The organism is Edwardsiella sp. A.80236 (genome assembly GCF_044540725.1).
Lineage (GTDB): Bacteria > Pseudomonadota > Gammaproteobacteria > Enterobacterales > Enterobacteriaceae > Edwardsiella > Edwardsiella tarda.
Map to the genome: position 1 here is coordinate 37,566 of NZ_JBIUCY010000016.1, position 19,742 is coordinate 57,307.

Here is a 19,742-nt window from a genome sequence, read left to right on the forward strand (position 1 = left end):
TAATTTTACTCTGCGTAGAGTGCTCTATCTCTTTCGGATTATCCCAAAGCATAAGCCTATCAAGTGCTAATAGTAGCTGGCCGATTCGCTGTATCATATGATCCCCTCCCTCAAGCGATACCACTTCTCTACGCTCTTTTATCCGGCCCAACAAGCCCTAAAATGAAAAGTTGGAAGTGCCACGAACAGTCGAGATAATCCCAACTAACATGCAACTATTTTTTGTGCGAGAACGCACAACTGATCATGCTAGCCAGAGACGCTAAGCGTGGACCTAACAGAAGACGGCATATCGCTAGCGGCTGAGCCCGCAGACTCTTCATGCGCACACTGACTACTCTGGATCAACTTCAGCGCTAGGTAGAGATCGGCGACAAACAACAACCCCTTCTCCTCCCCCGCGGCGCGATTACGACCAAACCAGCGTTTGAGATCGGTCTTGCGCCCGGCCAACACCAGATGCACCTTACGCTGCCGCAGATCGCGCTTTAGCTCATCGATACCCGCCAACACGCTGACATCGGGATAGGTAAAGCAAGATACCGCGTCGATCACCACCCAGCGCGCCTGGAAGGGCATACCATCCACCAGATTGAGAATACGACGCTTGAAATAGGCGATGTTGAAGTAGGTCAACGGCGAGTTGAAACGGTAGATCAGCACCCCCTCCACCGCCCGTACCGCATTGCCATTACCGAGAGAATGGATCATCCCCTCGTCGTTCACCCCCAAGAGCTGTTCGCTGGGACGAAAGACGGTACGGAAAAATTGCAAGAGGCCCAACAGCACCGCCAAGCCGATCCCCGGCATGACCCCCACCAGCAGCACGCTAGCGAAGGTAAACAGTGCCAGACGAAAAGCTGAGGGGTTACGCTTACGCAGCCCGGCCAGCGAGCGAATGTCCAACAACAGCCATGAGGCGTAGATCAACACCACGCCCAACGCCGCCACCGGAATGTAATGCAACAGGTGGCCCAACGTGAACAACACCGCGGCGATGGTCAACGCCGCGATGATGGAGACCAGCTGACTCTTACCGCCGTTAGCATCGTTGACGGCGGTGCGTGAGCTCGCGCCGCTAATGGCGAATCCCTGAGACAGAGCCGAGGCGATGTTCGCCATCCCCAAGGCGCGAAACTCATCATCGGCGTTGACGTCATAACCATTCTTGCTGGCGAAGCTACGCGCCGTCAGCATCAAGCTAACAAAGCTGATCAACGCCAGGTTAAGGGAGGGCATCACCAGATCACGCAGCAGCGCAGGCTGGAAACTGGGCCACTGTACCAACGGCAAGGCGCCATCGAAACCGGCGATAGTCTGGATGCCGTAGCGCCGTAAGTCGAACAGCCACATCGCACACATCGCCAGCATCATCACCAGCAACGCCGCCGGCCAACCAGGACGCCAGCGACGCAGAGCCAGCAACGCCGCCAGCACGGATAACGACAGCAACAGGGTCGGCCAATGACTACCGAGTACGTCATGAGGCAACGATAGGATACGTTCGATCACCTCGCGCGAGGCGGGTTGATAGCCCATCATCTTGGCCAGCTGATCGACGATGATGGTCACCGCCAAGCCATTGAGCAAGCCGGTTAAAATGGGGCGCGAGAGCAAGTCGGCCAAGGCCCCCAGCCGAAAGCGACTGGCCACCAGGCACCATATGCCGGTCATCAGGCTCATCATGACACACAGTTGCCACTGACGCTGCGGATCGCCGGCCGCTAACGGGGTCACCACCGCGGCGATCACCGCGCAGGTGGCGGTGTCCGGCCCGACGATCACCTGACGCGACGAGCCAAACAGCGCATAGGCGATCATCGGCAAAATGCAGGCATAGATCCCCACCACCGCGCTCACGCCCACCAGATCGGCATAGGCCAACGCAACCGGTAACGCCACTGCTGCCACCGACAGCCCGGCGCGCAGATCGTCGCCCAACCATTCGCGGCGATAGTGCATTAACAGATACAGCCCTGGCATCCAGCGGCGCAAAAAATTCCATTGCATAAGCCATTTATCCTACGAGGTGCTCCCTCTCATCATGGTAAGTCGGGCGACATTGGTCAAGTCACTCCCCTTGCGACACGGGATGTAATCTTTTGCAAAAAAATAAAGCGATGGCCAATACGACGGCATAATGCAGGATCGGAGATAATCAACACATATGGGCGAGCGTTCCGGCGTCGACAAAGATACCGTCTCCGCGCCGAATCAGGTATAGTCGCCCGGTCGATGAAAGGATGGATTGCCGAATGAAGCAACTGTTAGATTTTTTACCCTTGGTGGTATTTTTCGTCTGTTACAAGCTGTATGACATTTATGTCGCCTCTGGCGCGTTGATCGCGGCGACCGCCGCGGCATTGGTATTGACCTGGCTGAAATATCGCCGGGTAGAGAAGATGACCCTGATCACCTTTATCATGGTCGCCATCTTCGGTACCTTGACACTGGTCTTCCATAACGATCTGTTTATCAAATGGAAGGTTACCGTGATTTATACCCTCTTTGCTCTGGCGCTGCTGGTCAGCCAGCTGGTGCTGAAGAAGCCGTTGATCCAGCGCATGCTGGGGAAAGAGTTGCAACTGCCTGATGGTGTCTGGTCGCGATTGAATACGGCCTGGGCGCTATTCTTCCTGGCCTGTGGCCTGGCGAATATCTATGTCGCCTTCTGGTTACCTCAGAGCGTCTGGGTCGACTTTAAAGTCTTTGGCCTGACGATCCTGACCCTGCTGTTTACCCTGTTAAGTGGTATTTACATCTACCGAAATATGGCGGAAGAGCAAAAGAATTAAACAGATAAAATGAGTGGGCGCCGGCCAAGTGGGTCGGCGTGAGTTTGGGCATTGATTAAAGACTGACAACAACTATGAGCGAAAAACTTCGTTTACCGGCAGGTGAGCTTGTTCTGCGTACCTTGGCCATGCCAGCCGACACCAACGCTAACGGGGACATCTTCGGCGGTTGGATCATGTCACAAATGGATATTGGCGGCGCAATCCTGGCCAAAGAGATCGCCGAAGGGCGTGTCGTTACGGTGGCGGTCAACGCCATCACCTTCCTAAAACCGGTAGCGGTGGGCGATGTGGTCTGCTGTTACGCACGCTGCATCCGTACCGGGCGTAGCTCGATTACCGTCAATATTGAGGTCTGGGTGAAGAAGGTTGCCTCTGAGCCCATCGGCCAGCGTGAATGTGTCACCGAAGCGGTATTTACCTATGTTGCGGTCAACGATGCCAACAAGTCACGGGCCTTGCCGGCCGGTAAGGCTAACTTCCGTCAAGGGATGACGGAATAACCCCAACCGCTCTCCCCCGGGCCGGCCTCTCCGCCGGCCCTTTGCCATTACTCTATCGTGCTGCGCCCATCGATACGGAAATAGACCGTTACCCTCACATCGTGCCCTGGACGCCCCGCCTGGTAGCGCCAGCGGCGTACGGCGCGTTTCACCTCGCGCTCAAACACCCCTGCCGGATCGGCGCTCACGATGCGCACATTATCGACTCGCCCCTCGCCGTCGACATCGAAGCTGACATTAACCCGCCCCTCGACGTGTAGCGCCAATGCGCGCGCCGGGTACTCCGGCTCCCGGCGGCTGATCGCCTGCGGCGCGGCGGCATGATTATTCGCCGTGGCGCCCGGCGTGCCTCCCCCGCTGGCGCCGGATTGAGGCACCTGATCGGCCGACGTCATTGCCCCCGCCCGCGACGATGGTGGCGCGGAAGTCAAGGCCGCCGACTGGGGCGCACTCACCGCCGGACGCGGCGTGTTCGGCGGCGTCTCATGAGGGGATGCCTTGGCGGGCGCGACGGCCGACGGCGGCGCGCTGCGGTGCGCTCGCTCTTGCCGCTGCGGTTTGGGTTTTTCCAGCGCTGGCGCGGCACGCGGCACGCTCTCCGGCCGCGTCGGCGCAGGGGACACCGTGCGTGTCGGCGCAGGTGACGCGTTCACTGGCGTCTTCTCCGGACGAGCGTCCTGCTCTGGCGGCATCGTCTTCTGTTGCGCCTGTGGTGCGGGGAGCGTCGCCGCTGTCGGCTCACCAGATGTCGAGGAGGACGCGCCAGGGCGCGCCGATGCGGCGGCCCCCGCCATCGCAAACATGGCGGGATTGACCATGATCGCATTGATCGGTCCAGGCTGGCTCACCGGCTGCGGGCGAACCTCATGATAAGAGGCATAGAGCAGCGCGGCGATCAACGAGGCGTGCAGCGACAACGACAACGCCATCGGCCATGAAAGGCGACGTGCCAGGAAAAAATGCTGCAAGATAGATTTATCAGCCAACAAAATGTGGATAACTCAATGGGTAAATGAACAGGGTGTATTGGCGCCAGTTTAAATGCAAATGACAATCATATTCAACTGCGAGCGCGCGACGAATGAAAAACTGTGCGACGGTACGGATTATCCGCGCCGAACGAGGCGGGAATATTGCACCATCCGCAACGATATCTTAACGTATGCCTTACAGGCCCCGCCATTAGCCGGACCTCATAACAAGGAGATGAGTATGTTGTACCTGATTTACGCCCAGGATGCACCCGACACGCTAGCGCAGCGTCTGGCTGCCCGCCCCGCCCATCTGGCCAGACTCCAACTCCTGCGCGATCAAGGTCGCCTATTAACGGCTGGCCCACTACCAGCCATCGACAGCAACGATCCCGGCGCGGCAGGGTTCACCGGATCGGCGGTGATCGCCGAGTTCGCCTCTCTGACCGAGGCGCAGGCATGGGCAGGAAACGATCCCTATGTGGCTGCCGGTGTCTACCACCAAGTCAGTGTCACCCCGTATAAGCAGGTCTTCTAACCAAGCCCTAGGGCGGGTCGTAGAATAGAAAAAAGCCCGCACAAGGCGGGCTTTTCCTTACCTCAGAGAAACGCACTTAGCCGTGGCTACATGAAGATTTCATTAAAATGCTAAATGCGTTTTTCTGTCACATTGCTGTGATGCCGGGCAGTCTACCCTGATTCCTCAGTAACCGCAATATCATGATAATTAGGATAAATACATTCGCTGCTTTTATTCTCACTCAACCCACTCGCCACGCCTTCACGCCGGCCTCACTACCCGCGTGGCGACGACAGCCCTATCCGCCGCCTCGCCCGACGACGCGCGTTCGCCGCGAGGATGGCCCGCGTTAGCGTCACGGCAACCCTGACATCCCCCCGGACGATGCCTACGCAGCGCTTACCGCATCGCCGATGCGGCGGCTGACTATTATCTCCAACCATTTCATGCTGATATCACACACTCTCCCGCCGAGTCACCCGCCATCGTGCGCTAGCTTGCCGCGTCTCTCATCCCCACGCACAGGCGCTAGATCTCCGCCAGCGACTCTGGCAGGATGGGAGAAGCTATCCTAATCCGACACGCTTTATAGGGCTTTAATCCGTATCGAATCGTATCGATACCCGCGTTCCTCAAGGAGAGTATGAATATGGCAAACAGTAAGCAAAACGGTAAAACCTCTATCGGCCTCGATTCCCAGCAATCCACCCAATTGGCCGAGGCACTCAACACTCTGCTGGCCAACTATCAGATCCTGTATATGAACGTGCGCGGCTATCACTGGAACATCAGCGGTCCGCAATTCTTCGCGCTGCACGTTAAGTTTGAGGAGATCTATAACGATCTGCTGCTGAAGGTCGACGAACTGGCCGAACGCGTGCTGACGCTGGGCGACCGCCCGCGTCACGCCTTTAGCGACTACCTGAAGATCGCCACCATTAAAGAAGACGTCGATGTCTGCGACGATCGCGGAACGCTCAACGGGCTACTCGCCGGTTACGCCTTATTACTCGAACAACAGCGCGCCATCCTGCAACTGGCTACCGAGGCGGGCGACGAGGGCACGGTCGCACTGATGAGCGACTATATTAAGCAACAGGAAAAACAGGTGTGGATGTTGAACGCCTACCTCGGTTAATCATGAGGTCAGCCCCGCGCAGGCGGGGCTAAACGCTTACCACTCGTAGGCAACGGAATAGAGCAAGGAACGATGATGCTGAATTCTGTGTAAACGGCGAATGCAATAGATATGGCGATTGCGGCGTGACTGGCCTTCCAACCAGTGGCTGCGGCGCCGATGGATCTGACGCAGCATCCGCCAACGCCCTACTTCATTTCGACTGTGTCGCATACTCCCTCCAGATAGCTGCGCTGCGATTATACCCCCCTAGTACGACAAACCAAGTCCCGACAGCGCGGCGAAATAAAAAAGCCGGCTAGCGCACGATCTCACCCGCTTTCCCTCCCTGCTGTATATATTTAGCCGCTAAAGGTTTCTTCTTTGTATATCTGTGCGTAAACTCTCAATTGATCGATTTGTGTAAGGACATCCTGCGATTATGAGCACTTTTTATACAGTAATCAGTTGGCTGGCGATCTTCGGCTACTGGTTGCTCATCGCCAGCGTTACATTACGGATATTAATGAAGCGCCGCGCGGTCCCCTCCGCGATGGCCTGGCTGCTGATCATCTATATTCTGCCACTGGTGGGGATCATCGCCTACCTCTCCTTCGGTGAGCTGCATCTCGGCAAACGTCGCGCCGAACGGGCGCGCGCCATGTGGCCCTCTACGGCGCGTTGGCTGGCCGATCTACGCAACTGCCGTAGTATCTTCGCGACCCACAATAGCGAGGTGGCGGCACCGTTGTTCCAACTGTGTGAACGCCGCCAAGGGATCGCCGGGGTCAAAGGCAATCAACTACAGCTGCTCACCTCCAGTGACGAGACGCTGAAGGCGCTGATCCGCGACATCGAGCTGGCGCATAACAGCATCGAGATGGTGTTCTACATCTGGCAACCGGGCGGTCTGGCCGATCAGGTGGCGGAGGCGCTGATGGCCGCGGCGCGGCGCGGCGTCCATTGCCGCCTGATGCTCGATTCGGCCGGTAGCGTGGCCTTCTTCCGTAGCCCCTACCCGGCGATGATGCGTGAAGCGGGCATCGAGGTGGTCGAGGCGCTGCAAGTCAATCTGCTGCGTGTCTTCCTACGCCGCATGGATCTCCGTCAACACCGTAAGGTGGTATTAGTCGATAACTTCATCGCCTATACCGGCAGCATGAACCTGGTCGACCCGCGCTATTTCAAGCAGGATGCGGGCGTCGGACAATGGGTCGACGTGATGGCACGCATGGAAGGCCCGGTGGCGACGACCATGGGCATCTACTATGCCTTCGACTGGGAGATGGAAACCGGCAAACGTATCCTGCCGCCGGAGCCAACCTGTAACATCCTCCCCTTCGAGAAGGAGTCCGGCCATACCATTCAGGTGATCGCCTCCGGCCCCGGCTTCCCCGAGGAGTTAATCCATCAATCGCTGCTGACCGCCGTCTATTCCGCGCGCCAACAGTTGGTCATGACGACGCCCTACTTCGTCCCCAGCGACGATCTGTTGCACGCCATCTGTACCGCCGCGCAACGGGGTGTGGATGTCTCCATCATCGTGCCGAAGAAGAATGATTCGATGATGGTCGGCTGGGCCAGTCGCGCCTTCTTTACCGAAATGTTAGCCGCCGGCGTCAAGATCTATCAATTCGAAGGCGGCCTCCTGCACACCAAGAGCGTGCTGGTCGATGGCCAACTGAGCCTGGTCGGTACCGTCAACCTGGACATGCGCAGCCTCTGGCTCAACTTCGAGATCACCCTGGTGATCGACGATGATGGCTTCGGCAGCGATCTGGCCTGCGTGCAGGACGACTATATCGCTCGCTCGACCCTGTTGGATCCGCTGACGTGGTTGAAGCGTCCCCTGTGGCAACGCATGGTCGAGCGCCTGTTCTACTTTTTCAGTCCTCTGCTGTAAGATGCAGGGTATTTAACCGGGCCACGGCCCTCGTGAGATAGTAAAATGATGGACTTAAACAACCGCCTGAGCGAAGAAGAGACCCTGGATCAGGCCTATGACATTTTCCTGGAACTGGCGGCGGACAATCTGGATCCGGCGGATGTGCTGCTGTTCAACCTCCAGTTTGAGCAGCGCGGTGCCGCCGAACTGTTCGATCCGGCGGAAGATTGGCAGGAGCATGTCGACTTCGACCTCAATCCTGACTTCTTCGCCGAGGTGGTGATCGGTCTGACCAACGGCGATGCCGAGAGCGATGCCATCGAAGATGTCTTCGCCCGCGTCCTGATCTGCCGCGAGAAGGACCACAAGCTGTGCCACATCCTGTGGAAGGAGTAACCTCCCGGCTTGCCGCATAAAAAAACCGCCAACTTGGGCGGTTTTTTCTTATTCGAACGCGACGAGGCGCCAGCGCCGAACACTTACAGCGGATCGACCTTCAGGCAGGAGACCGCATGGCGGAAGCTGCCCTCCAGCAATGGCCGTGTCTCGGCGCATTCGGGACCGGCTAAGGGACAACGGGTGCGGAACACGCAACCGGAAGGGGGATCGATCGGTGACGGCAACTCCCCCTCCAATAACTGAATCCGCTTGTTGCGCTCCTTGTCGGGATCCGGTACCGGCACCGCCGACATCAACGCCTTGGTGTAGGGATGCTGCGGATTGTGGTACACCTCATCGTAGGTGCCCAACTCCACCGCATGCCCCAGATACATCACCAACACGCGATCGGAGATATGCTTCACCACCGCCAGATCATGGGCGATGAAGATCAGCGATAACCCCATCTCACGTTGCAACTCCTGCAACAAGTTGACCACCTGCGCCTGGATCGACACATCCAACGCCGATACCGGCTCATCACAGATGATCAGCTTCGGCTCGAGGATCAGCGCACGCGCGATGCCGATGCGTTGACATTGCCCCCCGGAGAACTCGTGCGGATAACGGTTGATCAGGTTAGGCAACAGACCGACGCGCATCATCATCGTCTTGACGCGATCACGCACCTCGCTTCGCCCCATCTCGGGATGGTAGGTGCGCAGCGGTTCGGCGATGATCTCCCCGATGGTCATACGCGGGTTCAATGAGGCCAGCGGGTCCTGGAAGATCATCTGAATATCGCTGCGTACCGCGCGCCATTGCGCCTCATTCATCCCCAACAGATCGCGCCCCAGCCAACTGACGCTACCGGAGGTCGCCTTCACCAAGCCGATCAAGGCGCGGGCGAAGGTCGACTTACCGCAGCCCGACTCCCCCACCACGCCGAGGGTCTCGCCCTGATACAGGCGCAACGTCACCCCATCCACCGCCTTGAGGCGTTTGGGGGGCTGCCAGAACCAAGCCCGACTGTCACGAACATCGAAATGCACGCGCAGATCGGCCACCTCCAGCAAGACCTTCTTATCGTTTAGCTGCCCACTCATGCCAATTCCTCCACCGTTCTAAAGCAGGCGCGCAAGCGCCCATCGCCAAAGGCCGCCAACGGCGGCGTGGCCTCACAGCCGGCATCGGCATAAGGACAGCGCGGCTGGAATGGACACCCCGCCGGCAGATGCAACAAGTTGGGCGGATTCCCCGGGATGGTCAGCAGTGCCGCCTCCTCGCCATCCAGGCGTGGTACCGCGTTCAACAGGCCGATGGAGTACGGATGGGAGGGATGGTAGAACACGTCGCGCGCCTGGCCATACTCCATGGTACGCCCGGCATACATCACCAGTACCTTGTCACAGATACCGGCCACCACCCCCAGATCGTGGGTGATCATGATGATGGCGGTGTTAAACTCGCGCTTCAGCTCGTTGAGCAGCGTCATGATCTGCGCCTGAACCGTCACATCCAGCGCGGTGGTCGGCTCATCGGCGATCAGCAGGCGTGGGCGACACAGCAACGCCATGGCGATCATCACCCGCTGACGCATCCCGCCGGAAAACTCATGGGGGAACATACGCATGCGCTTACGCGCCTCCGGCATCTTCACCGCATCCAACATGCGCACCGACTCATCGAACGCCTGCGCCTTGCTCATCCTCTTATGCAGCATCAGCACTTCCATCAGCTGCTCGCCCACCCGCATATAGGGATTGAGTGAGGTCATCGGATCTTGGAAGATCATGGCGATCTGCTCGGCACGCAGCCGATTGAGTTGCGCCTCCGGCAGGTTGAGGATCTCACGCCCGTCGAAGCGAGCCGAGCCGCCAATGCGCCCGTTGGCCGCCAGTAACCCCATCAGGGCGAAGGCGGTCTGTGACTTCCCGGAGCCCGACTCGCCGACGATCCCCAGGGTTTCGCCGGCCGCCAGGGTGAAGTTGAGATCGTTGACCGCCGTGACATCACCGTCCGGCGTAGCGAAGGTCACGCGAAGATCGCGGACATCTAGCAAACAGGACTTCATCGATACACGCTCCTTAGCGGTCTTTCGGATCGAGGGCATCACGCAAGCCATCGCCGATAAAGTTAAAACAAAACAGGGTGATCACTAGGAAGGCGGCCGGAAAGATCAATAACCAAGGGGAAACTTCCATCGAATTGGCGCCGTCGCTTAGCAACGCCCCCCAACTGCTGAGCGGCTCCTGCGTCCCCAGACCGAGGAAGCTTAAGAACGATTCGAACAGGATCATGCCGGGCACCAACAGCGAGGCGTAGACCACCACCACCCCCAGTACGTTCGGCACCACGTGGCGCAGGATGATGCGCCCGGTACTCACCCCGCCGACCTGCGCCGCCTCGATGAACTCCTTACGTTTCAAACTCAGCGTCTGGCCACGCACGATACGCGCCATATCCAACCAGGAAACCATGCCGATGGCGATGAAGATCAACAGGATATTCTGACCAAAGAAGGTGACCAACAGAATGACGAAGAACATGAAGGGAAAGGAGTTCAGGATCTCCAGCAGACGCATCATCACCGAGTCGACCTTCCCCCCCAGGTAGCCGGAGAGCGCGCCGTACAACGTGCCGACCACCACCGCCACCAACGCGGCGGCGATACCGACCATCAGCGAGATGCGCCCCCCAATGGCGACACGCACCAGCAGATCGCGCCCCGAGGAGTCGGTGCCGAAATAGTGCCCGCCCTCGAGCGCCGGGGCCGAGGACATCATGTTCCAATCGGTATCATCATAGGCAAAAGACGACAACATCGGCGCCAACACGACGAACAACGCGATCAAGGCCAAGACAACCAGGCTGATCAGCGCCGCCCGGTTATGCATAAAGCGGCGGCGGGCATCCTGCCATAGACTGCGCCCCTCGACATCCAACTGTTCGCTGAAACGCTCGACGGCGGCGGCGTTACTCTTATTGACTCGCATAAACGCCTCCTGTTAGTAGCGGATCTTGGGATCGATCACGGCGTATAGCACGTCAACGATGGCATTGAACAGAATCGTCAGCGTACCGACCAGGATGGTCAGGCTGAGTACCAGCGAATAGTCACGGTTCAACGCCCCGTTGACGAACAGCTGGCCGATCCCCGGCAGGCCGTAGATGGTCTCGATCACCATCGAACCGGTGATAATGCCGACAAAGGCAGGCCCCATATAGGAGAGCACCGGCAGCAGCGCCGGACGCAGCGCGTGGCGCCACACGATACGCCGCATCGGCAAGCCCTTGGCACGCGCGGTACGAATGAAGTTCGAATGTAACACCTCGATCATCGATCCGCGGGTGATACGCGCGATGCCGGCGATATAGGAGAGCGACAAGGCCACCATCGGCAACAGCATGTATTTCAACGCCCCACCGTTCCAGCCGCCGCCAGGCAGCCAATGTAGCGAAATGGCGAAGATCAGTACCAGCAACGGCGCCACCACGAAGCTGGGTATCACCACACCGGTCATGGCGAAGGTCATCACCAAGTAGTCCCAGCGCGAATTCTGCTTCAAGGCGGCGACGGCCCCCGCCGTGACGCCGAGCACCAGCGCCATCACGAAGGCGGCCAGCCCCAACTTAGCGGAGACCGGAAAGGAAGCGGCGAGCAGATCGTTAACCGAATAATCCTTGTATTTGAACGATGGCCCGAAGTCCCCCTTGGAGAGTTGCAGCAGGTAGTGGCCGTACTGCTTCCAGATGGGATCGTTGAGATGGTACTTGGCCTCGATGTTGGCCATCACCTCCGGCGGCAGCGTACGCTCGCCGGTGAACGGACTGCCTGGCGCTAGGCGCATCATAAAGAAGGAGATAGTCACCAGGATGAACAGCGTCGGTATCGCCTCTAGGAAGCGACGAAATATGAATTTTAGCATAGCCCAAACCCTGTACGCCGGCCGCAACGGCCGGCGGTCGTCTACCCGACGGCCGGTCGCCCGGCCGCGCGGTTATTAGTGTTGAATGATGTAGAGGTTCTTATCGTAGACATAATCCAGCGGATCCTGGCCGGTGTAGCCACCGACATAGGGTTTCACCAGACGGGCGTTAACATAGTAATAGACCGGCACGATGGCGGAGTCTTTATCCAACTGCTGCTCGGCCTGCTGATACACCTGGGCGCGTCCAGCCTTATCCTTCGCCTGCAAGGCACCAGACATGATGCGATCGAAGGCCGCGCTCTTATAGTGCGGCGTGTTGTTGCTGCTGTTGGACAGCATCATGTTGAGGAAGGAGCTCGGCTCGTTATAGTCGGCACACCAGGCCGCGCGCGCCACGTCGTAGTTCCCCTGGTGACGCGAGTCGAGGAAGGTCTTCCACTCCTGGTTCTCCAGTTTCACGTCGATGCCCAGGTTCTTCTTCCAGATGGCGGCGGCGGCGATCGCCAGCTTCTTATGCAGATCCGAGGTGTTGTACAACAGGTTGAAGCTGAGCGGCTTGTCCGGGCCATAGCCCGCCTCGGCCAGCAGCTTCTTGGCCTCCTGGTTGCGCTTCTCCTGCGACCAGCCAAACCAGGCTGGCGGCGTCAGGTTGGCACCATCGGTATAGGGAGGGGTAAAGCTATAGGCCGGCAGATCGCCCTGATTCTTCACCTTGTTGACGATGATGTCGCGATCCAACCCCAGCTTAAGCGCCTCGCGCACACGCGGATCGTTAAACGGCGGCTTCTGGTTGTTGATCTCGTAGTAGTAGGTACACAGATACGGGTCGACCTTAACCTGCTCGGGGATCTCACGCTTCAGCTTCTGGAACATCTCGATCGGCATGTTGTTGTAGGTCATGTCGATCTCGCCGGTCCGGTAGCGGTTCACATCGGTCACTTCCGAGGCGATGGGCAGGAAGGTCACCTTGTCGATCACCGTCTTGGCGTTATCCCAATACTGCGGGTTACGCTCCAGCACGATACGCTCGTTGACCACCCAGTCTTTCAACTTATAGGCGCCATTGCTGACGTAGTTCTGCGGCAGGGTCCATTTCTCACCATACTTCTCGACCGCTGCCTTGTTGACCGGCTTCATCGCGTAATGGGCGGTCATCTCCGGCAGGTAAGGCACCGGCTCGCTCAGGGTCACCTGGAAGGTGTGATCATCCAGCGCCTTCACTCCCAGCGCCGACTTGTCCTGCTTACCGGCGATGATGTCATCGATATTAGCGACATGCGCATACTGCAGATAACTGGCATAAGGTGATGCCGTCTTCGGATCCGCCATGCGCTGCCAGCTATAGACGAAGTCTTCGGCGGTGACCGGCTCACCATTCGACCACTTGGCGTCCGGACGCAGATAGAAGACCCACACCTTGTTGTCTTTGCTCTCCCAACGCTCGGCCACCCCAGGGATGGTATGCCCCTTGGTGTCATGCTGCGTCAGCCCCTCCAACAGATCGTTGGTGACATTATTCTCCGGCACCCCTTCGATTTTATGTGGATCAAGGGAGGAGACTTCGGAGCCGTTGTTTCTGACCAGTTCCTGCTTTGCCGCCAGTTTCACGCCGGCGGGCACCTCGGCTGCCGCCGCCTGGAAGGCGACACCGCCCAAGGCGCTACAGATGGCGAGGGTTAACATACGCTTTTTGATGATGTGTTTGCTCATTACTACCACTCCCGTATTCAAAAGGAAGCCTGTTAGCAGGCTGGTCAACATGGTGTGTTATGGCTACCGTCGCGGAGGAACGAGTCCGCGGCGGCGGCTGGCCTGACGTGCCCACAGGGGGCCGCAAGCATTATTGTTGCCGGGTAACGAAATCACGACGTCATACGTCGCGAGGTTAATGATGGACAGGAGCGGCGCAGGATGCGCTATGACACCACGGGAGAGGACGCATAATCAGCGCGAGTTGACGCTGTAACATGCCATACCGAGGGAACCACCTGTAATGCTGGCAGCCACGCTTGGCCGCCTAACGCCTACCCTGAGTCGACTCACTGCCCGACGCACTGTTTTAATTCGTGCTTTCTCACAGACTGCCCTCAGCCAAGACAAAAATCAATCTTAACTTACTGATATAAAATAAAATATACGCGAAACCCCCTTTCCATTGTCTAATGTTTCGCCGAACAGAAAAAAAGCAAAATAAAATTACAATTGATGTGTTTTTTCTAGAGATAAAGACTAATTGTTAGCGTGTATTTTTCGGCTCGGCGCGGAAGAATGTACACAATAGCAACGATTGTGTAGGACAAATTTGCGCAAATAGAACGGGAATAGGTGAATTAACCCTGAGTAATAGTTAGAGAGGAAAACAAAATAGAAAATGATTAAATATATTAAAAAAATAAACAGCTAATTAAAGGCACGAGATTCTGTATTCGGCGCGCCATCGCAGACACGCCGAACCACTTGGCAAAGTTACAGCAATCCTGGGAAGATCGCCTTCACCCCGGTCACGATAAACTCGATCCCCAAGGCCATCAGCAACAGACCCATGATACGCGTCACCACGTTAATCCCCGTCTGCCCCAACAAACGCACCAACAGCGGCGCGGCGCGGAAGAGCAGCCAGCAGCAGAAGGCAAACAAGATGATCGCCAACGAGAAGCCCAGCAGATTCTGCCAGCCGTGGTAGCGTGAGCTCCAGACGATGGTCGAGCTGATGGCGCCAGGACCGGCCATCAGAGGCAATGCCAGCGGCACGACCCCCACGTTCTCACGGATCGCCGTCTCCGATTTCTCCTGTTTATTCTGTTTGTCCTCCCCCAGCTTACCGCTGATCATCGACATGGCGATGGTCACCACCAGGATGCCGCCGGCAATACGGAAGGAGTCGATAGAGATACCGAAGAAATAGAGGATGGAGTCGCCCAGTAGCAAGGCGATAATAAGAATGATCGCCACCGAGAGATTCGCGGTCAGGTTAGTCCGATTGCGCGCCGCAACGGCCTGATAGCTGGTCATACTGATGAAGACGGGCAAGATCCCTACCGGGTTTACCAAGGCGAACAGGCCAATAAAAAATTTGATATACCCGGACAAGTCCAGCAGAGACTGACTCACTATGTGCTCCACAAGTTAAAGATGATGGTCATCGCGCGCTAATGTAATAGAAATACCTGCGCCGATCTATCATCCCGCCATAGAATTTTGTCATTTAACCAGAGATACCGCCTATCCTACTCTCCACTGTGTGCGCTACCCAGCGACGTGATTTTAACCATTAATCCTGTCTTTTTTCCTGTAACTAATAATCATTATCAAAACAACCATGCTGAATGGAGTCAGCTTGCCGTTTTCGTGACCCTAATCACAAAACAAATACCCAAGAATGAGTAAGCTTCGTTACATCAAAAAAGATGAATTAGGGATGACCATCTTGGTAAGGTGAAATGGCTGTATGCCTGAGCGCCTTACCTCGGAGATTAAGCTGTTTTAGCAAATTAGCAGCCCGGGCGTCGGCAATAACCCGGCAAAGGTGACACCGCCAGCTATACTTGTGTGCCTTGTGCGGCTGATTGACTAAAAAAGTTTAACATTATCAGGAGAGCATTCATGGCTGTAACCAATACTGCTGAACTCGATGCGCTGGTCGCCCGTGTAAAAAACGCCCAACGCGAGTTTGCTAACTTCTCTCAGGAACAAGTCGACAAGATCTTCCGCGCCGCCGCCCTGGCCGCTGCCGATGCCCGCATCCCGCTGGCTAAGATGGCCGTCGCCGAATCCGGCATGGGTATCGTGGAAGATAAAGTGATCAAGAACCACTTCGCCTCCGAATATATCTACAACGCCTACAAAGACGAGAAGACCTGCGGCATTCTGTCTGAAGACGACACCTTCGGCACCATCACCATCGCCGAGCCGACTGGCCTGATCTGCGGTATCGTTCCGACCACTAACCCGACCTCTACCGCAATCTTCAAGGCGTTGATCAGCCTGAAGACGCGTAACGGTATCATCTTCTCTCCGCATCCGCGTGCCAAGCAGGCCACCAACAAGGCGGCTGACATCGTACTGCAGGCTGCCATCGCCGCCGGTGCGCCGAAAGACATCATCGGCTGGATCGATGAGCCGTCCGTCGAGCTGTCCAACGCCCTGATGCACCACCCGGACATCAACCTGATCCTGGCCACCGGTGGCCCGGGCATGGTTAAAGCGGCCTACAGCTCCGGCAAACCGGCGATCGGTGTCGGCGCGGGCAACACTCCGGTAGTGATCGACGAAACCGCTGACATCAAGCGTGCCGTCGCCTCCATCCTGATGTCCAAGACCTTCGACAACGGCGTCATCTGTGCCTCTGAGCAGTCTGTCATCGTGGTCGACTCCGTCTACGACAAAGTGCGTGAGCGTTTTGCTACCCACGGCGGCTACATGCTGCAGGGTAAAGAACTGAAAGCCGTTCAGGACATCATCCTGAAGAATGGCGGGCTGAACGCCGCTATTGTGGGTCAACCGGCGGCGAAGATTGCCGAAATGGCCGGTATCACCGTACCGGCTGGGACGAAGATCCTGATCGGTGAAGTTAGCGTGGTCGATGACTCCGAGCCGTTCGCTCACGAGAAGCTCTCTCCGACGCTGGCGATGTACCGTGCCAAAGACTTCGAAGATGCCGTCAGCAAGGCTGAAAAACTGGTCGCCATGGGCGGTATCGGTCATACCTCTTGCCTGTACACCGACCAAGACAACCAGGGTTCTCGCGTCAACTACTTCGGCGAGAAGATGAAGACCGCACGTATCCTGATCAACACCCCGGCCTCTCAGGGTGGTATCGGTGACCTGTACAACTTCAAGCTGGCGCCTTCCCTGACGCTGGGCTGCGGCTCCTGGGGCGGTAACTCCATCTCTGAAAACGTGGGTCCGAAGCACCTGATCAACAAGAAAACGGTAGCGAAGCGAGCAGAAAACATGTTGTGGCATAAACTTCCGAAGTCTATCTACTTCCGTCGCGGCGCTCTGCCGATCGCACTGGAAGAAGTGGCAACCGACGGTGCCAAACGCGCCTTCATCGTTACCGACCGTTTCCTGTTCAACAACGGCTATGCCGACCAGGTAACCAATGTGCTGAAGGCACACGGTATCGAAACCGAAGTCTTCTTCGAAGTCGAGGCCGACCCGACCCTGAGCATCGTGCGTAAAGGCGCCGAGCAGATGCACTCCTTCAAGCCGGATGTCATCATCGCGCTGGGCGGTGGTTCTCCGATGGATGCGGCCAAGATCATGTGGGTGATGTATGAGCACCCGGAAACCCACTTCGAAGAGCTGGCGCTGCGCTTTATGGACATCCGTAAGCGTATCTACAAGTTCCCGAAAATGGGTGTGAAGGCGAAGATGGTTGCCATCACCACCACCTCCGGTACCGGTTCTGAAGTCACGCCGTTCGCCGTCGTTACCGATGATGCGACCGGTCAGAAGTACCCGCTGGCTGACTATGCGCTGACGCCGGACATGGCTATCGTCGATGCCAACCTGGTGATGAACATGCCGAAATCCCTGTGCGCCTTCGGCGGCCTGGATGCGGTCACTCACGCCCTGGAAGCCTACGTCTCCGTACTGGCGAACGAATACTCTGACGGCCAGGCGCTGCAAGCCCTGAAACTGCTGAAAGAGTTCCTGCCGGCCAGCTACGCAGAAGGGGCGAAAAACCCGGTAGCTCGTGAGCGTGTACACAACGCCGCCACCATCGCCGGTATCGCGTTCGCCAACGCCTTCCTCGGGGTATGTCACTCTATGGCTCACAAACTGGGCTCCGAGTTCCATCTCCCGCACGGCCTGGCCAACGCCCTGCTGATCTCCAACGTCATCCGCTATAACGCGAACGACAACCCGACCAAGCAGACCGCATTCAGCCAGTACGACCGTCCGCAGGCGCGTCGTCGCTACGCTGAAGTCGCCGACCATCTGGGTCTGAGCGCACCGGGCGACCGCACCGCGCAGAAGATTGAGAAGCTGCTGGCCTGGCTGGACAGCATCAAGGCAGAGCTGGGCATCCCGGCCTCTATCCGCGAAGCGGGCGTACAGGAAGCCGACTTCCTGGCGAAAGTGGACAAGCTGTCTGAAGACGCGTTCGACGACCAGTGCACCGGCGCCAACCCGCGCTACCCGCTGATCGCTGAACTCAAGCAGATCCTGCTGGACACCTACTACGGTCGCGATTACGTCGAGCACGCTCAGGCGGACGACAAAGCCGCAGCAACGAAAGCCGAGAAGAAGGCGAAGAAAGCCTAATTCGACGCACCCTACCTGAGGCGAATGCGTGACATTCGCCTACTCGCACCACGGGCCACGTTATAACGCGGCCCGTTTTTTTATTTATGGCCTCTCCCTCGCGCTGCGCTGGATTGCGGCCTCATCCTCATCCGCCCAGCCAAAGGCCTCCCGTCGCCGCTCGCTCGCCTCAGTAGTCTCCATGCTCGCCTCCCCCGACGCCTGTAGCGGCGCGGCACACTCAGCCTGCCAGCCCCCCTCTCGTCAGGGAGAGGCCTCTCAATCCGCCAACGACGCCCTACACGCGGCATCCATTGATGGCCCCCCAGGCACGCCTAGCGATGAGGACAAACGGAAACCGTCAACGATAGTGCAGGCTGAATGGCGTATAGCGGATGGCGGATGGCGGATGGCGGATGAGGCAACGGATCACAGCGGCATTTCCCCGGCCAAGCGCGGCCCTGCCAGTGATTTCTCACGACGCTCGCCGCCCGCCTAGTACACCGGCGCGATGACGACGCCTCGGACGGGTACGCACGTCTCGCCAGCGCTCTCCGCACTCGCAGCGCTCATGGCCGCGCGATACGGCGCTTGGGTGCACATGAGCGGTGGAGATGCCTCGGGGGCACAAGAACCGCGCCAAGGAGGGGGTAAGAAGCCTGAGCGGCGTAGGCGGCGAGTAGTGGAGCCTCGCGCCTGACAAGAGATGTGCGCTGGAGAGCAGACAGCCAACCTCATCTCCAGCGCGGCGTGCTGGGGCCTACGCCCCCAGCCATATGGCAGACTTATGCGTGCGGCGCAACGCCGAGCGCTTCCTTATAATGTTTACGGCAAACGGATACATAGCGCTCATTACCGCCGATGACCACCTGTTCACCATCTTTTAAGGCGCGGCCATCTTGATCCAGACGTAACACCATATTCGCCTTGCGGCCACAATGACAGATGGTTTTCAGCTCGACCAGCTTATCCGCCCAAGCCAATAAATATTGGCTACCGGGGAACAGCTCACCGCGAAAATCGGTACGCAGGCCATAGCACAACACGGGAATATCCAACTCATCCACCACGTCAGAGAGCGCCAGCACCTGACTCTTGGTCAAGAATTGGCTCTCATCCACCAACACACAATGCACACTCTGTTGCTGATGAGCCCGGCGGATCTCCTCAAACAGATCAGTCTGTTGGTTATACAGCATCGCCGGCGAATGTAAGCCGATACGCGAACTGATCTGCCCTACCGCGTAACGGTTATCAATTTCTGCGGTGAACACCAGCGTATGCATGCCCCGCTCGCGATAGTTGTAGGAGGACTGCAACAATGCCGTAGATTTTCCTGCATTCATTGCAGAGTAATAAAAATAGAGTTGAGCCATCAAAGCGCCTTAA

Annotated in this window: 17 protein-coding genes; 7 read left to right on the forward strand and 10 right to left on the reverse strand. The window is 57.7% G+C overall.

The window, feature by feature from the left end; genetic code table 11:
- Window positions 1-249: 249 nt before the first annotated feature.
- On the reverse strand, window positions 250-2,010 hold the full coding sequence (locus tag ACEQFP_RS13490; RefSeq protein WP_370546794.1) for a SulP family inorganic anion transporter: 1,761 nt from the start codon (window positions 2,008-2,010) through the stop codon (window positions 250-252).
- 245 nt (window positions 2,011-2,255) lie between these two features.
- Between ACEQFP_RS13490 and ACEQFP_RS13495 the strand changes: the two genes are divergently transcribed.
- Together ACEQFP_RS13495 and yciA are read left to right on the forward strand one after the other, a co-directional pair.
- Window positions 2,256-2,795 carry a septation protein A gene (locus ACEQFP_RS13495; RefSeq protein WP_005285218.1) on the forward strand — a complete coding sequence of 180 codons (540 nt, stop codon included), beginning with the start codon at window positions 2,256-2,258 and terminating at the stop codon, window positions 2,793-2,795.
- A 74-nt stretch (window positions 2,796-2,869) separates the two neighbouring features.
- Window positions 2,870-3,298, forward strand: coding sequence for an acyl-CoA thioester hydrolase YciA (gene yciA / locus ACEQFP_RS13500; RefSeq protein ID WP_005285216.1), 429 nt, complete (start codon window positions 2,870-2,872; stop codon window positions 3,296-3,298).
- 47 nt (window positions 3,299-3,345) lie between these two features.
- On the opposite strand, the gene ACEQFP_RS13505 is transcribed toward yciA, so the two are convergent.
- Window positions 3,346-4,284, reverse strand: coding sequence for a TonB family protein (locus tag ACEQFP_RS13505; protein WP_370558285.1), 939 nt, complete (start codon window positions 4,282-4,284; stop codon window positions 3,346-3,348).
- A gap of 226 nt (window positions 4,285-4,510) precedes the next feature.
- Here ACEQFP_RS13505 and ACEQFP_RS13510 point away from each other — a divergent pair, with 226 nt between their 5' ends.
- Window positions 4,511-4,807 carry a YciI family protein gene (locus ACEQFP_RS13510; protein ID WP_005293314.1) on the forward strand — a complete coding sequence of 99 codons (297 nt, stop codon included), beginning with the start codon at window positions 4,511-4,513 and terminating at the stop codon, window positions 4,805-4,807.
- A gap of 631 nt (window positions 4,808-5,438) precedes the next feature.
- The gene (locus tag ACEQFP_RS13515; protein WP_035594460.1) at window positions 5,439-5,927 is read left to right on the forward strand and encodes a Dps family protein; all 489 of its coding nucleotides are present in this window, start codon (window positions 5,439-5,441) and stop codon (window positions 5,925-5,927) included.
- 36 nt (window positions 5,928-5,963) lie between these two features.
- Here the strand turns inward: ACEQFP_RS13515 and ACEQFP_RS13520 are convergent, their stop codons facing one another.
- Entirely contained in the window at window positions 5,964-6,140 is a 177-nt protein-coding gene (locus ACEQFP_RS13520) for a YciY family protein (protein ID WP_071523921.1), read from the reverse strand.
- Window positions 6,141-6,348: 208 nt separating this feature from the next.
- Between ACEQFP_RS13520 and cls the strand changes: the two genes are divergently transcribed.
- Both cls and ACEQFP_RS13530 read left to right on the forward strand, forming a co-directional pair.
- On the forward strand, window positions 6,349-7,809 hold the full coding sequence (gene cls, locus ACEQFP_RS13525) for a cardiolipin synthase (RefSeq protein ID WP_005285197.1): 1,461 nt from the start codon (window positions 6,349-6,351) through the stop codon (window positions 7,807-7,809).
- Window positions 7,810-7,857: 48 nt separating this feature from the next.
- The gene (locus ACEQFP_RS13530; RefSeq protein ID WP_035594896.1) at window positions 7,858-8,187 is read left to right on the forward strand and encodes an HI1450 family dsDNA-mimic protein; all 330 of its coding nucleotides are present in this window, start codon (window positions 7,858-7,860) and stop codon (window positions 8,185-8,187) included.
- Between the two features lie 83 nt (window positions 8,188-8,270).
- On the opposite strand, the gene oppF is transcribed toward ACEQFP_RS13530, so the two are convergent.
- The 6 genes from oppF to ACEQFP_RS13560 all read right to left on the reverse strand — a co-directional run bounded on the left by oppF (window position 8,271) and on the right by ACEQFP_RS13560 (window position 15,212).
- The gene (gene oppF / locus ACEQFP_RS13535; protein WP_005285192.1) at window positions 8,271-9,275 is read right to left on the reverse strand and encodes a murein tripeptide/oligopeptide ABC transporter ATP binding protein OppF; all 1,005 of its coding nucleotides are present in this window, start codon (window positions 9,273-9,275) and stop codon (window positions 8,271-8,273) included.
- Window positions 9,272-10,243: an ABC transporter ATP-binding protein gene (locus ACEQFP_RS13540; RefSeq protein WP_370546797.1), complete on the reverse strand. Its 972-nt coding sequence runs from the start codon at window positions 10,241-10,243 to the stop codon at window positions 9,272-9,274. Before ACEQFP_RS13540 ends, oppF begins: the two co-directional genes overlap by 4 nt.
- 13 nt (window positions 10,244-10,256) lie before the next feature.
- Window positions 10,257-11,165: an oligopeptide ABC transporter permease OppC gene (gene oppC / locus ACEQFP_RS13545; RefSeq protein WP_005285186.1), complete on the reverse strand. Its 909-nt coding sequence runs from the start codon at window positions 11,163-11,165 to the stop codon at window positions 10,257-10,259.
- Between the two features lie 12 nt (window positions 11,166-11,177).
- Complete coding sequence (gene oppB / locus ACEQFP_RS13550) at window positions 11,178-12,098, reverse strand: oligopeptide ABC transporter permease OppB (protein WP_005285183.1); 921 nt, start codon at window positions 12,096-12,098, stop codon at window positions 11,178-11,180.
- Between the two features lie 75 nt (window positions 12,099-12,173).
- Window positions 12,174-13,811 carry an oligopeptide ABC transporter substrate-binding protein OppA gene (gene oppA / locus ACEQFP_RS13555; RefSeq protein WP_005293303.1) on the reverse strand — a complete coding sequence of 546 codons (1,638 nt, stop codon included), beginning with the start codon at window positions 13,809-13,811 and terminating at the stop codon, window positions 12,174-12,176.
- Between the two features lie 756 nt (window positions 13,812-14,567).
- A complete protein-coding gene (locus tag ACEQFP_RS13560; protein ID WP_005293300.1) occupies window positions 14,568-15,212 on the reverse strand; it encodes a YchE family NAAT transporter in 645 nt (214 codons plus the stop codon).
- A gap of 492 nt (window positions 15,213-15,704) precedes the next feature.
- Here ACEQFP_RS13560 and adhE point away from each other — a divergent pair, with 492 nt between their 5' ends.
- Window positions 15,705-18,374, forward strand: coding sequence for a bifunctional acetaldehyde-CoA/alcohol dehydrogenase (adhE, locus tag ACEQFP_RS13565; protein WP_005285165.1), 2,670 nt, complete (start codon window positions 15,705-15,707; stop codon window positions 18,372-18,374).
- A gap of 764 nt (window positions 18,375-19,138) precedes the next feature.
- On the opposite strand, the gene tdk is transcribed toward adhE, so the two are convergent.
- Complete coding sequence (tdk, locus tag ACEQFP_RS13570; RefSeq protein ID WP_005285158.1) at window positions 19,139-19,729, reverse strand: thymidine kinase; 591 nt, start codon at window positions 19,727-19,729, stop codon at window positions 19,139-19,141.
- Window positions 19,730-19,742 lie beyond the last annotated feature (13 nt).